Origin of the sequence: Rhodopila globiformis, from assembly GCF_002937115.1 — a bacterium.
GTDB classification, from domain to species: Bacteria; Pseudomonadota; Alphaproteobacteria; order Acetobacterales; family Acetobacteraceae; genus Rhodopila; species Rhodopila globiformis.
The window spans coordinates 1-16,557 of the sequence record NZ_NHRY01000252.1; the positions used below are offsets into that span (position 1 = coordinate 1).

At 66.1% G+C, this 16,557-nt stretch carries 16 protein-coding genes; all 16 read right to left on the reverse strand.

Translation table 11 applies throughout. The features are described 5' to 3' along the window. Nucleotides 1–193 (reverse strand): nuclear transport factor 2 family protein (locus CCS01_RS26105; protein ID WP_170114670.1); only part of this gene is annotated, 193 nt, incomplete at its 3' end. 186 nt (nucleotides 194–379) lie between these two features. After that, nucleotides 380–601, reverse strand: coding sequence for a hypothetical protein (locus tag CCS01_RS26110; protein WP_204848439.1), 222 nt, complete (start codon nucleotides 599–601; stop codon nucleotides 380–382). A gap of 529 nt (nucleotides 602–1,130) precedes the next feature. Further along, on the reverse strand, nucleotides 1,131–1,406 hold the full coding sequence (locus tag CCS01_RS26115; RefSeq protein WP_104521702.1) for an iron oxidase: 276 nt from the start codon (nucleotides 1,404–1,406) through the stop codon (nucleotides 1,131–1,133). Nucleotides 1,407–2,270: 864 nt separating this feature from the next. Continuing rightward, nucleotides 2,271–2,540 (reverse strand): high-potential iron-sulfur protein, encoded by a 270-nt coding sequence (locus CCS01_RS26120; RefSeq protein ID WP_104521703.1) that lies wholly within the window; start codon nucleotides 2,538–2,540, stop codon nucleotides 2,271–2,273. Nucleotides 2,541–2,679: 139 nt separating this feature from the next. Next, a complete protein-coding gene (gene hemA / locus CCS01_RS26125) occupies nucleotides 2,680–3,891 on the reverse strand; it encodes a 5-aminolevulinate synthase (protein WP_104521704.1) in 1,212 nt (403 codons plus the stop codon). Next, nucleotides 3,888–4,736 carry a putative photosynthetic complex assembly protein PuhE gene (gene puhE, locus CCS01_RS26130; protein ID WP_104521705.1) on the reverse strand — a complete coding sequence of 283 codons (849 nt, stop codon included), beginning with the start codon at nucleotides 4,734–4,736 and terminating at the stop codon, nucleotides 3,888–3,890. Before puhE ends, hemA begins: the two co-directional genes overlap by 4 nt. A gap of 8 nt (nucleotides 4,737–4,744) precedes the next feature. Next, the gene (acsF, locus tag CCS01_RS26135; RefSeq protein WP_104521706.1) at nucleotides 4,745–5,800 is read right to left on the reverse strand and encodes a magnesium-protoporphyrin IX monomethyl ester (oxidative) cyclase; all 1,056 of its coding nucleotides are present in this window, start codon (nucleotides 5,798–5,800) and stop codon (nucleotides 4,745–4,747) included. Continuing rightward, on the reverse strand, nucleotides 5,797–6,075 hold the full coding sequence (locus tag CCS01_RS26140) for a hypothetical protein (RefSeq protein ID WP_104521707.1): 279 nt from the start codon (nucleotides 6,073–6,075) through the stop codon (nucleotides 5,797–5,799). The genes acsF and CCS01_RS26140 overlap by 4 nt, the downstream gene beginning before the upstream one ends. Continuing rightward, the gene (puhC, locus tag CCS01_RS26145; RefSeq protein WP_104521708.1) at nucleotides 6,072–6,530 is read right to left on the reverse strand and encodes a photosynthetic complex assembly protein PuhC; all 459 of its coding nucleotides are present in this window, start codon (nucleotides 6,528–6,530) and stop codon (nucleotides 6,072–6,074) included. Before puhC ends, CCS01_RS26140 begins: the two co-directional genes overlap by 4 nt. A 12-nt stretch (nucleotides 6,531–6,542) precedes the next feature. Further along, a complete protein-coding gene (gene puhB, locus CCS01_RS26150) occupies nucleotides 6,543–7,202 on the reverse strand; it encodes a photosynthetic complex putative assembly protein PuhB (RefSeq protein ID WP_104521709.1) in 660 nt (219 codons plus the stop codon). Further along, the gene (gene puhA, locus CCS01_RS26155; protein ID WP_104521710.1) at nucleotides 7,199–7,975 is read right to left on the reverse strand and encodes a photosynthetic reaction center subunit H; all 777 of its coding nucleotides are present in this window, start codon (nucleotides 7,973–7,975) and stop codon (nucleotides 7,199–7,201) included. The genes puhB and puhA overlap by 4 nt, the downstream gene beginning before the upstream one ends. Before the next feature lie 4 nt (nucleotides 7,976–7,979). Then, nucleotides 7,980–9,437 (reverse strand): MFS transporter, encoded by a 1,458-nt coding sequence (locus CCS01_RS26160; RefSeq protein ID WP_338050004.1) that lies wholly within the window; start codon nucleotides 9,435–9,437, stop codon nucleotides 7,980–7,982. Continuing rightward, nucleotides 9,434–10,093 (reverse strand): magnesium protoporphyrin IX methyltransferase, encoded by a 660-nt coding sequence (bchM, locus tag CCS01_RS26165; RefSeq protein ID WP_239992402.1) that lies wholly within the window; start codon nucleotides 10,091–10,093, stop codon nucleotides 9,434–9,436. Before bchM ends, CCS01_RS26160 begins: the two co-directional genes overlap by 4 nt. A gap of 335 nt (nucleotides 10,094–10,428) precedes the next feature. Beyond that, nucleotides 10,429–11,319, reverse strand: coding sequence for a ferredoxin:protochlorophyllide reductase (ATP-dependent) iron-sulfur ATP-binding protein (gene bchL / locus CCS01_RS26170; protein WP_104521713.1), 891 nt, complete (start codon nucleotides 11,317–11,319; stop codon nucleotides 10,429–10,431). Further along, nucleotides 11,316–14,981 carry a magnesium chelatase subunit H gene (locus CCS01_RS26175; protein WP_104521714.1) on the reverse strand — a complete coding sequence of 1,222 codons (3,666 nt, stop codon included), beginning with the start codon at nucleotides 14,979–14,981 and terminating at the stop codon, nucleotides 11,316–11,318. The genes bchL and CCS01_RS26175 overlap by 4 nt, the downstream gene beginning before the upstream one ends. Further along, complete coding sequence (gene bchB, locus CCS01_RS26180) at nucleotides 14,956–16,554, reverse strand: ferredoxin:protochlorophyllide reductase (ATP-dependent) subunit B (RefSeq protein WP_104521715.1); 1,599 nt, start codon at nucleotides 16,552–16,554, stop codon at nucleotides 14,956–14,958. The genes CCS01_RS26175 and bchB overlap by 26 nt, the downstream gene beginning before the upstream one ends. Between the last annotated feature and the right edge of the window lie 3 nt (nucleotides 16,555–16,557).

Here is a 16,557-nt window from a genome sequence, read left to right on the forward strand (position 1 = left end):
GACGCACCGTGAAGCGCTTCGCGTTCGGCTGCGCGACGCGGGACGCCTGGATGTTGTGCCGGCCCCTGATGCGCTCGCCCGATTGCGGGTATTCAAGCACTGCGTCCTCCCGGTACATGTCGTGCTCGACATCGAAATCATTTGCGTCCGAGGCGGCCCAGTGGCGATTGAGCGCCTCGCGAATCTCGTCCATTCCGCTACTCCCGTTCCTGACCATGAGCCTGGCCGTATTGTTGCCCTGGAAAATATGCGTCGCCGTACCCGAACGAATACCTGCCGTTCGGCGAACTCTCTGGCAAGTGCAGTGGGGCCCACCTCTTGCTGCATTTTCGATTTCGCACTGACTTTGGAAAGCCAGGCGACTCGCCGGAATGCCCTTTCAGTCGCCGAAGCGGCCGGCGACGCGATGACGGTAAGCCGCCGACGAACGGGAGAGGTTCGGAAACAGGGCCTGCCGGGCGCTCTCATAGGCTTTCCAGTCAGCCAGCTCAGGCAGCGACGGCAGGGTCACCAACTCGCCTTGATCAAGTCCCGCCAGGGCCGCATCGACCAACTCGCCCGCCGGCATCACCAACGCCGCGGGAAGGTGCTCGACCGGCATGCCGGCAATGCCCCAGAAGTCGGTGGCGGTCCGGAGCCTTCGTCCGAACGGCAGGGCGGGACACAGGGCAAGCCGGCGGCAAGTGTTGCAAGTCGCCACGCAGAGGCAGCCTTCCGGCGAGCCAACCTGTGGATTAGCGCGATGCCCCGGGAGACCGCTTGCGCCGGTCGAGCCGCCGCGACACCGTGGCTGCGCCTGGCTGGATAATGTTGTCAGGGCGGTCCATCCCGGCACCGTACCGACGGCCGCGAGCCATGCGTCCGAAGGCCGTCCTCTCGAATGACCCCAAGCGGCCAGCTATTCCGGGTACGTTCGTTTGCAGGACGTTGTCTTGCCTGTCCCTCCCGGGGACACGGCATGGCGCAGCGATACGCGGCCGTCGGACGATCCGCGGGCTCTCGCCGGCAAAGGTTTGGCAAAACGCCGTGTTGCCGGGCGTTCGATCCTGGCGTGCGGCTTCAACAAAACAACGGACGATCCCGGCAGGACGCGCGGGAAATCGCGCCGGGCGTACCCGGCGCGAGCTGGCTCAGCCCTTGGCGTCCGCCTTCGGGGCGAAGGCAATGCACCAGCCATTGGGATTGATCTTTCCCGCCACCAGCTGGCAGGACGACGGCGCAATGAAATTCACGCAGATCGCGCAGTGGTTGCCGTTGTTCGGATGCTGCTGGTACTTGACCTGGTCCTGCGGAAGCTTCTCCTGCGCTTGAGCCTGGGCGCCGACGGCGATCACGCCCCCGACTACAGCCACGCCGCCACGCAGAACCTGGCGGCGGGTCGCCGCATGGTCATTCTGTTTCTCCATTGTAACAAACCCCAGTCTGGAAGGTGACCGTCGGCCAACAACAACACCCCACGGTGGAAACGACTGATGCCGTGAGCTATCCTGCTGGACCAACGCTTGGAACATTTCCAAGTCAAACGCTAATTGACAGTGTGCATCGAATCAAGAGGGATTTTTGTATAAAATGATTAATGATAACGATGACATTTGGCCCGCCCAGGCGAACATTTGTTGTGTTGCAGCAAAAACGGCATGAACTCGTCACAAAATAGCGGAACAAACCGTCCCCTTGCCGTCGTTACGCCCGCGCCGCGTCTCGCCGATCGGCCGCAGCGTCATCCAGGGTCGAGGCGCCGGTGGCCGGCGCAAACCAGGCGACCGCCGTTTCCGGTCAGGGGCCGAGCCTGGATGACCGCGATAACCGATCCACCGGGGTCAGCGCACCGGCTCCTGCACGCCTTGCGGTGCTGATCGCAGCAAAAGGCGTGGATGATGGGCCTGCGCCCACCATGACGGTTGGAGCGTCCGGGGCTGAAGGCTCGAACTCCGGAATCCCGTCGGCGAGGCGGATGCCAGGGGCCATGCCGAACCGTCGTTCAGGCTCGGCTCCTCAGGTCAGCGGAATTCCGGTCAATCGGGAAGTCGCTTCGATATCCGGATCGAGTCCGGCGGCACCGGCCCGGATGGAACCCGCCCGGGACGCCGCTCCGGGTGGCAACATTCGGGCTTATCGTTGGTAAAATCGTTCCGTCAGCATGGCTGGCGGTGTCACAGGCCGCTCGGCCTGCCGTTGCCGTCACGCACTAAAAATCCGGGCGACAGCGCTCCGGCGCGTGGCCTCAGCCCGGCCGGACCACGAAGCGATCCGGCCAGGCCGATAGTCCGTTAGCCCTTCTTGTCTTCCATCGGGGCATAGGCAATGCACCAGCCGTTCGGGCTGATCTTGCCGGCCACGATCTTGCAGGAGCTCGGCGCCTCGAAGTTCACGCAGGTGCTGCACTTGTTCCCGTCCTTCGGCGAGTCCTGGTACTGCACCATCTTCGGGTCGATCTTGTCCTGCGCCTGCGCGGCGCTGACCGCAACCGCACCGCCGACAACCGCCAGACCGGCCCGCAAAACCTGACGGCGGGTCGCGTCGTTGTCATACTTCGTCATTGTTCCAACTCCTTCTCTGCAGTGGTTCCGACTCGAAGCGATAGCGCGGCAGGGCTAAGACCCCGGCCACGCCATCATACTTCCAAACCAAACCTCAAAACTTTACCGCCTGCGATAACAGGCCGCAACAAGCCGACGATCAAGCCGCCCGGCGTAAACTCAGTTCCGACCAGATCGTGCCGAGCGCATCGACGAGGTGGTCGATATCAGCATCCGTGTGCAACGGCGAGGGGGTGATCCGCAACCGTTCCGTTCCGCGCGGCACCGTCGGATAGTTGATCGGCTGCACGTAGATCGAGAATTCCTCCAGCAGCCGGTCGCTGATCCGCTTGCACACCACCGGGTCGCCAACCATCACCGGCACGATATGGCTCGGGTTGTCGGTGTGCGGCACGCCGATGGCGTCCAGCTTGCGGCGCAGGGTGCGGACGCGGTCCTGGTGCCGATCGCGCTCGACCTGGCTTTCCTTCAGGTGCCGGATGCTGGCCACCGCGCCCGCGGCGATCGCCGGCGGCACCGACGTCGTGAAGATGAAGCCCGAGGCAAAGCTGCGGATGAAATCGCACATCGCGGCCGAGCCGGCGATGTAGCCGCCAACGATGCCGAACCCCTTTGCCAGCGTCGCCTCGATGATCGTGATCCGCTGCGACACGCCGTCCCGCTCCGACACGCCGCCGCCGCGCGGGCCATACATGCCGACGGCATGCACCTCATCGAGGAAGGTCATGGCGTTGTACTTGTCGGCCACGTCGCAGACGTCGGACAGGGGGGCGATGTCGCCGTCCATCGAATAGATCGACTCGAGCGCAATCAGCTTCGGCGCCGCGGGATCCAGCTCGCGCAGGATCCGTTCCAGGTCCGCCACGTCGTTGTGCTTGAAGATGCGCTTGTCCGCCCGGCTGTGGCGCACGCCCTCGATCATCGAGGCGTGGTTCAGCTCGTCGGAAATGATCACGCAGCCCGGCAGCTTGGCGCCCAGCGTGCCCAGGGTCGCCCAGTTCGACATGTAGCCGGAGTTGAACAGCAGCGCCGATTCACGCTGGTGCAGATCGGCCAGTTCCCGCTCCAGCATCACGTGGTAGTGGTTGGTGCCGCTGATGTTGCGGGTGCCGCCGGCGCCGGCGCCGCAGCGGTCCAGCGCCTCGTGCATGGCGTCCAGCACCTTGGGGTGCTGCCCCATGCCCAGGTAGTCGTTGGAGCACCACACCGTCACCGGAACCTGCCCACGCTCCCTGTGATGCATGGCGCGTGGGAAGTGTCCGGCCTGGCGCTCCAGGTCGGCGAAGACCCGGTAGTTGCCCGCCCGCCGCAGGCTGTCCAACTCTTTGCGGAAATAGTCCTCGTAGTTCATGTGCGTCCCCCGATCGTTGCTTCCGTCGCTAACGGTAATGGTGCTGAGTGGGAATGCGGCGTTTTGACATTCCCGCCGCGGGAAAACAGGCTCCACTGCCACATCGCGTTCCAGATGCGCGTGGCTGAGATGGGCAGCACGAGGAACCAGTGTTCCAGGATCGCAAGAACCATCATCGTCGCGAGCAAGCTATAGCCAGTGGCGTTGAAGACATTGCTGCCCGACGAAATCGCCTGCTGTGTCAGGCAGACGGCACAGATCGTCGAGGCGGTAACCGAGAAGGGGAAAAGCAAATTCATCGGCGCATGGCGGAAGAAGCCCCGGATGTGAGACAGGTGATCCGGCAGGAAATGCGGATTCAGGTTGCTCACCCCCAGGAACACGTTCAGCCTCGCACTCTGGTGCATCCACCACAGGATCTCGAACGTCCAGGTGCCGAACTGGTTCGGCGCCCTCCAGGTCAACAGGAACACAAGGATCGCTAGCACCAGGATGGCCAGCTCGTGATACAGGCTGGCCATGATGGCGTGGACGAAATGGCCCCACCCGCTGCAGCCGTGGAGGCAATGGTGCTTCCGCGGCCCGGTGACGTAGCCCATGTAGAAGCTCATCTCGAGCCAGCCCCAGATGAGCACGCCGCAGGTGAAGGCGACATAGGCGCCGGTGTCGGTGGTATCGTAAGCGCTGGTCATCAGCCCATAGACTGCCGCGCCCAGCACGGCCGTGGCGCCGGCCATGCTCCAGCGGAAGGTCCGCCGGGGCAGGTTGTCCAGGAACAGGATCAGGCAGGTGCTGACCCACCAGATCAGGAAGCCATGCAGGGCGGGGAGTCCGAAATGGGCCATGCGCTATCCTACCACGCCGGCGCGACGCGGATCTGCGCCGGCAGCTGATGCTGCTGCGGACGCAGGAAGAACAGCCGTCCGACCACCGCCGCGGCGGCGGCGGTCAGCGCCAGGTGCTTGGCCTTGTTCACGATGCCGCCCTTCGCCTTGGCCTCGTCCATGACGACGCTGATGCGGCGCAGCCGCTGCAGGTTGGCCAGGAAAGTGGGGTTGTCGAGGTCGAGCAGCACCGGGAAGACCTGCTTCGAAATCTCCTGCGTGATGTGGAACACCTGCATATCGTACGTCGTCGGGTCCAGGCCCAGCGCCTTGTGGAACACCGGGCGGCCATGGTCGCGCACGAACATGGTGGCGAACACCGACAGCAGGAAGAAGCGGATCCAAAGCTTGTTGAAGCCCGACAGCAGCTGCGGGTTGGCGCGCATGATCAGCGCGAACGCCTCGCCGTGGCGGAACTCGTCGTTGCACCACTCCTTGAACCATTTGAAGATCGGGTGGAACCGCAGTTCCGGGTGCCGCTCCAGCTGGCGGAAGATCGAGATGTAGCGGGCGTAGCCGATCTTTTCGGACAGATAGACCGCGTAGAAGATGAATTTCGGCCGGAAATAGGTGTACTGCTTGACCTTGGTCAGGAAGCTCAGGTCCACGCCGACGCCGAAATCTTTCAGCGTGTCGTTGATGAACCCGGCGTGACGCGATTCGTCGCGCGCCATGTAGCTGAACCAGTCGTGGATATCCTTGTTCTTCACCCGCTTTTTAATTTCCGAATACAGCACGCAGCCGGAGAATTCCGACGTGACCGAGCTGACCAGGAAATGAATGAACTCCTCCCGTAGGTCCTCCGGCATGGTGGACAGATCCAGGTCGAAATCGGCCGTGCGGGTGAAATGATGCTTGTTGGTGTCGCGGGCGAATTCCGCCATCAGCTCGTCCCACTCGGCCCGTATCGGCGCCACGTCCAGCCGGTCCATGGCGGCGAAATCCGTGGTGTAGAAGCGGGGGCTCAGCACGGTTTCCCGCAGAGCCATCCTGGTCGTTTCGCTGACTGGTTTTTGTGCGGTCATAAGGATTCCTTCGGCTCAAACCCGACTTCGTAAAGTTCGACAAGGGACAGCAGCCCAGTCACGTGGGCCCGCAACCGGCCAAGCCATGTGGCGCGGATGATGGTGGCGGACCCCCTGACGGTGATCTTGTCGCCAAATTTAATATTCGTAGGCGCGCCATGGACCAGCACGCGATCCCCGGGGCCGATGTCGACTCCTTCGGGGGTCGTGTAGGCGTGCAGGCTTTCCGGCGTCTGCTCAATCTCGATGGTGCAGGGAACTTCAATGCGTCTCATGACCCGGCCTTCGCTGTCAGCAGGTGGAGGAACACCGCCTCGTTGGTCTTGCCGAACGCCTCCAGTTCCAGGCTGCGATGCGTGGTCGGATCTTCCAGTGTCAATCGGCTGTCGGCCCACTCGGTGAGCCGGAAGGGAATGTCGCGGTCGGCATCCTGCCGGATGCGCTGCTGCGCAAGGCCGCGCATCGCGCCGCGCAGGAAGCCATTGGTTTCAGGGGCAACCACCTTGATCGGCGCGGACATGTCATGCGCATCGAAAACCAGGATGGCGCCGTCCGCGCGATCGCGGAACAGAAGATCTCGGGACATCACGGGCGCGGCCGTCGGCACGTCGCTGTGCGCAAAACCGCTCAGGCGGCTTACCGCCGCGCCGGTGATCGTCAGGGCGATCACCACGCCAGCGGCAATCAGCGCAGGGCGTGGAAGCACATCCGAGTGGTGATCGTGACTCATGGTGTCCTCTTGTTATGCCGTGGCCGTGACCTGGCCGGTCGTGTCCGCGGCTTTCTTGACGACAACCGGAACCGCCGTCGCGGGCTGCTTGGCCGACAGGGCCAGGGCGCGGCCCAGGATCTGGGCGACGTTGGCGGCATCGGGGATGCAGCGGAACGCCGGTTGCGCCTTGGACAGTTTCCAAGGCCGGGCGTGCGGCCAGATGATCAGGTAGCCGATGCGCTGCTTCGGCATCAGCGTGATGGCGACGTCGCCGGCGCCGTTCGACCAGGCATGCACGGCGGCGGTCTCGATCATCGGGTAGGCAACCTGGATCGTCATCGGCAGGGCAATCCCGAACCGGATAACGACCCGCTTGGTGGTGATCGTGTACATGGTGGTGCGGGCGACCAGCGCGGCGAAGATGGTCAGCAGGCCGATGGCGCCCGCGCCAAGCGCCGCCAGCCACAGGGCCGACAGCGCCATGTGCCCGGGGGGCGTCGCGGCGGCTATGCCGCCGGCGACGTTCCAGACAACGAGAAGCAGAAAGTAGAACGCAACCACTCTGATACGCATCGCACGCCGGGCCAGCGTCTTCCAGTCCGGCGCTCCCTGCCAGAGAATGGTCTCTCCGGCAGGCAGCGGTGCGGGCAGGCCGATGATTGGCTCGTAGTCGTGCTGGACGATGTTCACAGAATGGACTCCTGCCGCGCCTGCGTCGCATACAGATGGCCAGAAGCGAAGTAGGCGGCGATGCGATCTTCTTCACGCAGCGTGACCTGATCCGGATTGGCCAGCGTCGGCGCCTCCAGAACCTGTTCACCTTTCAGCGAGGCCAGCAGCACCTGACCGGTCGAGTCCTTGACCCGGCTCAGCGGCATCGGGACCAGGATGGACTTGTCGTTGGTCAGCTTGGCTTCCAGGTAGCGGACCAGCGACTCTTCGCGGTCAACCCAGGCGTCGGTGATCTTGCCGGCGACGATGCCGTCGAAGCCGACCAGGTCGTAGCCGATGGGGTTCGGGCCATCCTCATCGAACACATGGTCCGTGGCGACGCGCATCGGCGCCATGCGGGGCACGCCGGTGTCGAACGTCGGCTCCGGGGTGTCGAAGCGCAGGGCATAGCCCGACGGGCCGGCGCCCGACAGCATCTTGTTCGGGCCAACCGGCTCATGCGGCGCGCCCGGCCAGGCGGCGCAAGGCTCGGCCTTGTACTCGATTTCCGCACGCGGCACCGCGCGCGGCACTGTCACCGTGCCCTGGTTGTGGGTCAGGATGAAGGTCTTCGGCGCCGGCATCGGCGGGAAGCCTTCCAGGAACTTGCCGGGAATTTCCGTCACCAGCGGGTAACCTTCCCGCTTGTCTTCCATCCGCAGGTAGATGATCAGACCTGCGAAAAAGAGCCAGAACGTGTACAGCACGAGCTGTGCCGCATCGATCTGTTGGGTTATTGCACCGATTTCCATAGCATCACCTCGGTAGGCTGAGCGGGTGGGAAGCGATCTCGCCGAGGTCATACTCGGGCGAGGTTTGTCTGCGTCCTTCGACGCTTGGCCGCCTCACGAGCGGTCCAATCGCAACGAGCGTCGCGAACAGCATCGCGATCTCGATATGGTAGACGAATGAGTAGCCGACTTGCGCGGCCTCCAGCCCCTGGCCGAGGAAGCCGTGCACGGCCAGGTACGACACGCCGTCGCGGATCAGCCCGCCGGCGGCTACCGCGGTCCCCGCGGCCGAGGCCTGCACCGCGCCCCAGACGCCCAGCGCCAGGCCGATCTGGCCCGGCACGGCCGAGCCCATCGCGGCGGTCAGGGTGCAGTGGCCGAACAGGCCCGCGGAGAAGCCGATCAGCGCGGTGCCGATGGCGAACAGCAACAGGGAGTCCAGCGGCGCCGCGAAGATCACCGCGCTGAACGCCAGCAGCCCGGTCAGGGTGCCGAACGCCGCCAGCCGATAGGTGTCGGTGCCGCGACCCAGCAGGTACGCCGCCAGGCCGAAGCCGCTCAGGCCACCTGCGGCGAGCAAGGCGCTCAGGGTCGTCGTGGTGCTGACCGTCAGGTGCAGGATCTGGCCGCCATAGGGCTCCAGCAGGATGTCCTGCATGCTGAACGCGATGGTGCCCAGGCCCAGCGCCACCAGACGGCGCTTCGCGTCGCGGGTCTGGGTGAACGCGGCCCAGGCTTCCTGGAACGTCGGCTGCGCGCGGTCGCGGGCGGTCAGCGCCGGGTTGCGCGCCTCCTGCTTCCACAGCGCCACCGTGTTCAGCACGATGGTGGCCAGTGCGGTCGCCTGGATCACCTGGATCAGCCTGAACTCGGAGAACGGCCGCAGCGCCGCGCCGAAGGTCAGCGCGCCGGCCACCATGCCCAGCAGCAGCATCATGCACAGCAGGGCGACGACCTTCGGGTGCGATTCCGGCGGCGCCAGGTCGGTGGCGAGCGCCAGCCCGACGGTCTGCGTCGTGTGCAGCCCCGCGCCGACCATCAGGAACGCCAGCGCCGCGCCGGCCTGGCCATACAGGATCGGCCCGGTGGTGTCGCCCGACAGGACGATCAGCGCGAACGGCAGGATGGCGAAGCCACCGAACTGGATCAGCGTGCCCATCCACAGGTACGGCACCCGCCGCCAGCCCAGCACCGAGCGGTGCGTGTCCGAGCGATGGCCGATGAACGCCCGGAACGGCGCGGCCACCAGCGGCAGGGAGATCATCACCGCCACCAGCCAGGCGGGCACGCCCAGTTCGACGATCATGACGCGGTTCAGCGTGCCGATGAGCAGTACCACGGCGAGGCCGACGGAGACCTGGAACAGCGACAGGCGCAGCAGGCGCGGCAGCGGCAACTGCTCGGTCGCGGCGTCGGCGAACGGCATGAACCGCAGGCCGATACGGGTCCAGTTTCGCGACAGTCCTCCCCGGGATGCGCTCACGTGCGAACCACCTCCAATGCCTGGGAAATGTAGAAGCCGCGGCTGATCCGGTGGGTGCGGGCGGTGTGCCAGCTCGCCAGCCCCTTGTTCAGCCGCCGTTTGATCTTCCGCTGCCCCACCGGCACGATCGCCGGCGAGCGGTCGCCGCGCGGGAACAGCTTGCCGACGGTCCACATCAGCGTCAGCAGCGTGGTGCGCGGGGCAAAGGTGAACACCATCGAGCCGTCGGTGCGGGCGGCGAGGCCGCTCAGCACGCGCATCACGTCGCGGCTCTTGTAGTGGATCAGCGAATCCATCGCCACGACATGGTCGAAGCGGCCGAGGGTCGGGTCGAGCAGGTCACCGACATGGAACTCGATGCTGCCGTCGCCCAGGTCCTTCGGCAGGCGTTCGCGCGCCAGCTCAACCAGGGTGGGGGAGAGGTCGATCGCCACGACATGCGCGCCGCGCCGGGCGGCTTCAACGGAAAGCGCCCCGGTGCCGCAGCCGGCATCCAGGATGCGCTTGCCGTGCAGGTCCGTCGGCAGCCAAGACAGCAGGGTGTTGCGCATTTCGTCGCGTCCGGCGCGGACGGTGGCGCGGATACGGTTCACCGGCGCGTCGGAGGTCAGGCGCTTCCAGGCATCCACCGCGGTGCGGTCGAAGTAGTGCAGCAATTCGCCGCGGCGGTTCTGATACGTGGCGGTCGGGGCATGGTCCGACGTGGCGGTCGGCGCATGATCCGCGCCGTTGGCCGCACACCCACACGCGCCCGCACAAGCGCCAGCCCCTTCGTCATGGCCCGGCTTGTCCGGGCCACCTATGCCAGCACGTGCCGCGACAGATGGCCCGGACACGCCGGGCCATGACGGGGAGTGCGTGTTCCGGCCTTCCACGCCTTGGCCACCGCAACCACCGCAGCAAGACGTGGAGGCCGGGCCTTCGCCCGACATGACGGGGGAAGGGGCCGCCGCCCTCGTGACGGTATCGGTCTGTGAAACAGCAGCGGACATCAATCAAATCCCAGGAGGTCGAAAATCTCGCGATCCTTCAGCGGCGTCGCGTCCAGCGGCTCGCACCCGGCCACCAGCGATTCCGCCAGCCGCAGGTACTCGTTCTGCACCGCCACCACTTCCGGCGTCGGGTCCATCTCGAACAGCGTCATCTTCTTCAGCCGCGAGACCCGGATCGCGTCCACCATGGGCAGGTGCGCCAGCGTCTTCATGCCGGTGCGGGCGTTGAACTTCTCGATCTGGTCGGTCGAGGCGCTGCGGTTGGCGATCACCCCGGCCAGCCGGACCTCGTAGTTCTTCGCCTTCGCCTTGATCGCCGCGCAGATGCGGTTCATCGCGAATATCGAATCAAAATCGTTCGCCGCGACGATCAGCGCCCGCCCGGCATGCTGCAGCGGCGAGGCGAACCCGCCGCACACTACGTCGCCGAGCACGTCGAAGATCACCACGTCGGTGTCTTCCAGCAGGTGATGTTCCTTCAGCAGCTTCACCGTCTGGCCGACGACATAGCCGCCGCAGCCGGTGCCGGCCGGCGGGCCGCCGGCCTCGACGCACATCACGCCGTTGTAGCCGGGATAGACGAAGTCCTCGACGCGCAGCTCTTCCGGATGGAAGTTCACGCTCTCCAGCACGTCGATGACCGTCGGCACCAGGCACTTGGTCAGGGTGAAGGTGGAGTCGTGCTTCGGGTCGCAGCCAATCTGCAGCACGCGCTTGCCCAGCTTGGAGAACGCCACCGACAGGTTCGATGACGTCGTGCTCTTGCCGATGCCGCCCTTGCCATACACGGCAAAGACCTGCGCGTTGCCGATGGTGATGTCAGGCGCCATCTGCACCTGCACGCTGCCTTCCCCATCGCCGCGTGCCGGTATGCGTCTGATCACTGTCATGCTGCCACTCCCACTCCAATACCTTCAAGCCGGTCCTCTAATTCCTCACCGGCCTGGCGCAGCGCCTCGAGTTGCGCTTCGTCAGGTGTCCAATACTTGCGCTCGGTCGCCTCGATCAGGCGGTTGGCGATCTTGGCCGACGCGGTCGGGTTCAGTTTCGCCAGCCTCTCCCGCATCTCGGGATCGAGGATGAATGTCTGCGACAGCTTCTCGTACACCCAGGGCTGCACCTCGCCGGTGGTGGCGGACCAGCCGAGTGTATTGGTGATGTGGGCCTCGATCTCACGAACCCCTTCATAGCCATGCGACAGCAGGGACTCGTACCATTTCGGGTTCAGCGCCCGAGTGCGGGTCTCCAGCGCCACCTGCTCGGAGATCGTGCGGATCGTGCCGTCGCCGCGGGTCTGGTCGCCGATATAGACCGCCGTGGATTCACCGCCGCGGGCCCGCCGCACCGCGCGGCTGATGCCGCCCAGCGTGTCGAAGTAGTGGTCCACGGTGGTGACGCCGACCTCGACCGAGTCCAGGTTCTGGTAGGTCAGGTCGACATGCGCCAGCGTCGCCGCCAGCACCTTGTCCGACCGCCGCGGCTTGCCGGTGACGCCATACGCAAAACCCTTGCGCTTCAGGTAGGCGTCGGCCAGCTCGTCTTCCTCTTCCCAGGCGCCGTTGCCGATCAGGCTGTTGACGTTGGAGCCATAGGCGCCGTCGGCGTTGCCGAAAACGCGCAGCGCGGCGTCCTCGATGCCGCCGCCGTTCGCCGCCATGTATTCCTGGACGTGCTTGCGGATGTAGTTCTGCTCCACCGGCTCATTGGCCTGGGCGGCGAGCAGCGCGGCCTCGGCCAGCAGCTTGGTCTGCATCGGCAGCAGGTCGCGGAAGATGCCGGACAGGGTGGCGATGACGTCGATGCGCGGGCGGCCCAGCGTCGCCAGCGGCACCAGCTGCGCGCCGCAGATGCGGCCGTAGCTGTCGCAGCGCGGCTCCGCGCCCATCAGCCACAGTGCCTGGGCGATCGGCCCGCCTTCCGTCTTGAGGTTGTCGGTGCCCCACAGCACGATGGCGACCGTCTCCGGCATCGCGCCACTGTCCTGCTGGTGCCGCGCCAGCAGCTTGTTGGCCTGGGCGGCGCCGTCCTTCAGGGCGAAGGCGGACGGGATGCGGAACGGGTCGAAGCCATGCAGGTTGCGGCCCGTCGGCAGCACGTCGGTCGTGCGCAGCAGGTCGCCGCCGGGGGCCGGGCGGATGTAGCCGCCGTCCAGCGCATGCAGGATCGAGGGGATCTCGGGGTCCTGCGCCAGCAGTTCGTCCACGCGCCGGCGTTCGGCCGGGTCGGTGATGCCGGCGGCGTCCAGCATGGAGGCGCGCTGCTCGGCGTTCGGCGGCTCACCCACGACGTGCAGGCCGTCGGGGATCAGCGTGTATTCAAGTTCCAGCAGCGCCGTGGTCAGCTTGTCGATCTGCGCCGTGGCCGGGGCGTCCCAGGCCGGTTCCGCCGTCGCCAGGTTCACCGCGGCGGCCTGGCCCTGGATGATCGAGATCATCGAGTTCCGCTGCGCCGCGTCGTTCACCGGATCCAGCGCGCGCCAGGAGTCCAGCGACGCCTTCAGGTCGAGCAACCCACGATACAGGCCGGCATTCGCCACCGGCGGCGTCAGGTAGCTGATCAGCGCGGCGCCGGCGCGGCGTTTGGCGATCAGGCCTTCGGACGGGTTGTTCGAGGCATACAGGTAGAAGTTCGGCAGGTCGCCGATCAGCCGGTCGGGCCAGCAGGCGCCGGACATGCCGGCCTGCTTGCCGGGCATGAACTCCAGCGCGCCGTGGGTGCCGAAATGCAGCACCGCGTCGGCGCTGTACTCCTGGTTGAGCCAGCGGTAGAACGCGCAGAACGCATGCGTCGGCGCGAAGCCGTGCTCGAACAGCAGGCGCATCGGGTCGCCTTCGTAGCCGAAGGCGGGCTGCACGCCCACGAAGACGTTGCCGAAATGCTCGCCCAGGACGAACAGGGAGGCGCCGTCGGTCTGCACGCGGCCCGGCGCCGGGCCCCACTGCGCCTCGATTTCATTGAGCCAGCGCTGCTTGGTGACGTGCTCGTTGACCGGCATCCGCGCCACGACGTTGGCGGTGGTGCCGAAGAACTGGGAATTGCCGCCCAGCAGCTTCTCGCGCAGCGCGTCGGCCGACTCCGGCACATCGACCTTGTAGCCGGCGGCCTTCATCTCAACCATGATGTTGCGCAGGGAGCGGAAGACCGAGAGGTAGGCGGCGCTGCCGACGGTGCCGGCGTTGGGCGGGAAGTTGAACAGCACCACCGCGATCTTGCGCTCGGCGCGGGCCTTGCGGCGCAGCGCGACGATGCGGGCGACGCGATCGGCCAGCGTCCCGGCGCGTTCCGGCTGGGCCACCATGTCGCGGCGCTTGTCGCCGGTGTCGGTGCCGGAGCGTCCGCCGAAGGTCATCGGCCAGATGCCGCCGTCCAGTTCCGGGATGGCGACCATCATCGTCGCCTCGACCGGCAGCAGGCCGCGCGGGTCGTTCTTCCACTGTTCCAGCGTCTGGAACTCGACCGGGTGCGCCGTGATGTAGGGCACGTCGAGCTGGGTCAGCAGCGCCTCGGCCGAGCGGGCGTCGTTGTAGGCCGGGCCGCCCACCAGGCTGAAGCCGGTCAGCGAGATCACCGCATCGACCGTCGCCTTGCCCTTGTGCAGGAAGTAACGTTCCACCGCCTCGCGCTGGTCCAAGCCGCTGGCGAAGGCGGGGACGACCTGCAGGCCCTTGGCCTCCAGCGCGGCGATCACGCCGTCATAGTGGCTGGCGTTGGACGACAGCGCATACGAACGCAGCAACAGCACGCCGACGCGGCCGTTCTTGCCCTTGGCCGGAAGCTGCTTGATCTCTTCGAAGATCCGCCCCTTGGCCGCCGGGTGATACAGGCCGACATCCGGATACTCGACCGGAGAAGCCACCTTCAGCGTGCCGGCGAAATCCGCGCGCGGGCCGGCGGCATAGCGATCGACCAGCAGGCGGATCATGTTGGCGAGGTTTTCCTCGGACCCGGCCAGCCAGTACTGCAGCGTCAGGAAATACGCCCGTACGTCCTGCGCCGTGCCGGGGATGAACTTCAGCAGCTTCGGCAACTGCCGCAGCGACTTCATCTGGCCCTTGCCGGAGGTGCCCTCGTCGCTCTTGCCGCGCAGCCGCTTCAGCCAGGCCAGCGCGCCGCCGGCTTCTTTCGACATGTCGAAGCGGCCGAGCCGGGTCAGGCGGACGATCTCGCCGGCGGACAGGCAGCCGACGATCGCATCGCAGTTGTCACGACGCGCCTGTAAGGCCGGCAGCACCGCCTGGACATGCTCGTCGAGGAACAGCATGGCGGCGATGACGATGTCGGCCTTGGCGATGTCGTCGTTGGTGGCCTTCACCGCCTCGGGGTTGCAGCCCCACTTTTCGGACACATGGGCGGCGCCGTTGCGGCACGCCCGGCCGCAGCTGCGGGGCGTGCAGCCCCACTCGTCGGCGGCGTGCATGACCAGTTCCAGGTTCGGCAGTTCACGCCGTAGCGTGTCGCTGGCACGCGCGAACGCGCCACCGAGGTGACTGTCCATGGTCACCAGGACGACGCGGATCGGGGTGCGGTTAACGGCCGAAGTGGGCTTTCGCATCGTAGAGAGTATCCACAGTAATGGTCGTCAGGCCACGCTCCGTGGCGAACCGCTCGGTATTCCGGCGTGCCTTGCCACGGACGAAGAATGGTATCTTCCGCAATTCCTGTTCCGCCGCCGCGTCCCACACCACGGGACGCTCGGCCACCGCGGTTTCGCCGGCGGCGTCTGCGGCGGGTGCCGCAACGGTGTCAACGGCGGTTTCCATGGGGGCCTCGCGCGGCGCAGGCGGCGGGGCCACCTTGACGCTGCCCAGGTGTGAGGCGCCGGCGTCGTCATGGAACTCCATGTCGTCGCGGAACATGTGCAGCAGGTGCTCTTCCAGGCCCATCATCAGCGGATGCACCCAGGTGTCGAAGATGACGTTGGCACCCTCGAAGCCCATCTGCGGCGAGTAACGCGCCGGAAAATCCTGGACGTGGACCGGAGCCGAAATGACGGCGCAGGGGATGCCCAGGCGCTTAGCTATGTGCCGCTCCATCTGCGTGCCCAGCACCAGCTCGGGCTGCAGTTCGGTGATCTTCGCCTCGACTTCCAGGTAGTCGTCGGTGATCGTTGCTTCGACGCCGTACTTGGCGGCGGCCTCGCGCACTTCGCGGCCGAATTCGCGCGAGTAGGTGCCCAGGCCGACGACGGTGAAGCCGAATTCCTCGGCGGCCATGCGCGCGGCGGCCACGGCGTGGGTGGCGTCGCCGAAAATGAATACGCGCTTGCCGGTCAGGTAGGTGGAGTCCACAGACCGCGAATACCAGGGAAGGCGAGATTCGTCTTCCTCCAGTACCGGCGTGGGATCGATATTTGTCAGCTTCGCGACCTCAGTAATGAACTCCCGGGTCGCGCCGTAGCCGATTGGCACGGTCTTGACCAGGGGCTGGCCGAAATTGCGCATCAGCCATTGTGCCGCAACCATGCCGGTTTCGGGATACAGCACGACGTTGAAGTCGGCCTCGCCCAGGGTCACCAGGTCCGCCGGCGTGGCGCCGAGCGGGGCGACGACATGGACGTCGACGCCAAGGCGGTCCAGCAGCCGCGTCACCTCGGCGACGTCGTCGCGGTGGCGGAAGCCCAGCGCGGTGGGGCCGAGGATGTTGCAGCGGGGCCGCTCACCCGGGGCACGCTCGCGCTTTTCCGGCTTCTTCGTGAAGGAGCGGACCAACTGGTAGAAGGTCTCGGCCGACCCCCAGTTTTCCTTCTTCTGATAGGACGGCAGCTCGACCGGCACCACCGGCACCGGCAGCCCCATCGACCGGGCCAGCCCGCCCGGATCGTCCTGGATCAGTTCGGCCGTGCAGGAGGCGCCGACCAGCAGGGCCTGCGGCTTGAAGCGCTCATACGCCTCGGTCACCGCGGTCTTGAACAGTTCCGCGGTGTCGCTGCCCAGGTCGCGCGCCTGGAACGTGGTATACGTCACCGGCGGCCGCTTCGACCGCCGCTCGATCATGGTAAACAGAAGATCGGCGTATGTATCGCCCTGCGGAGCGTGCAGTACGTAGTGCAACCCCTCCATCGCGGTGGCGACGCGCATGGCACCGATATGCGGTGGGCCTTCATAGGTCCAAAGGGTGAGCTTCATCCG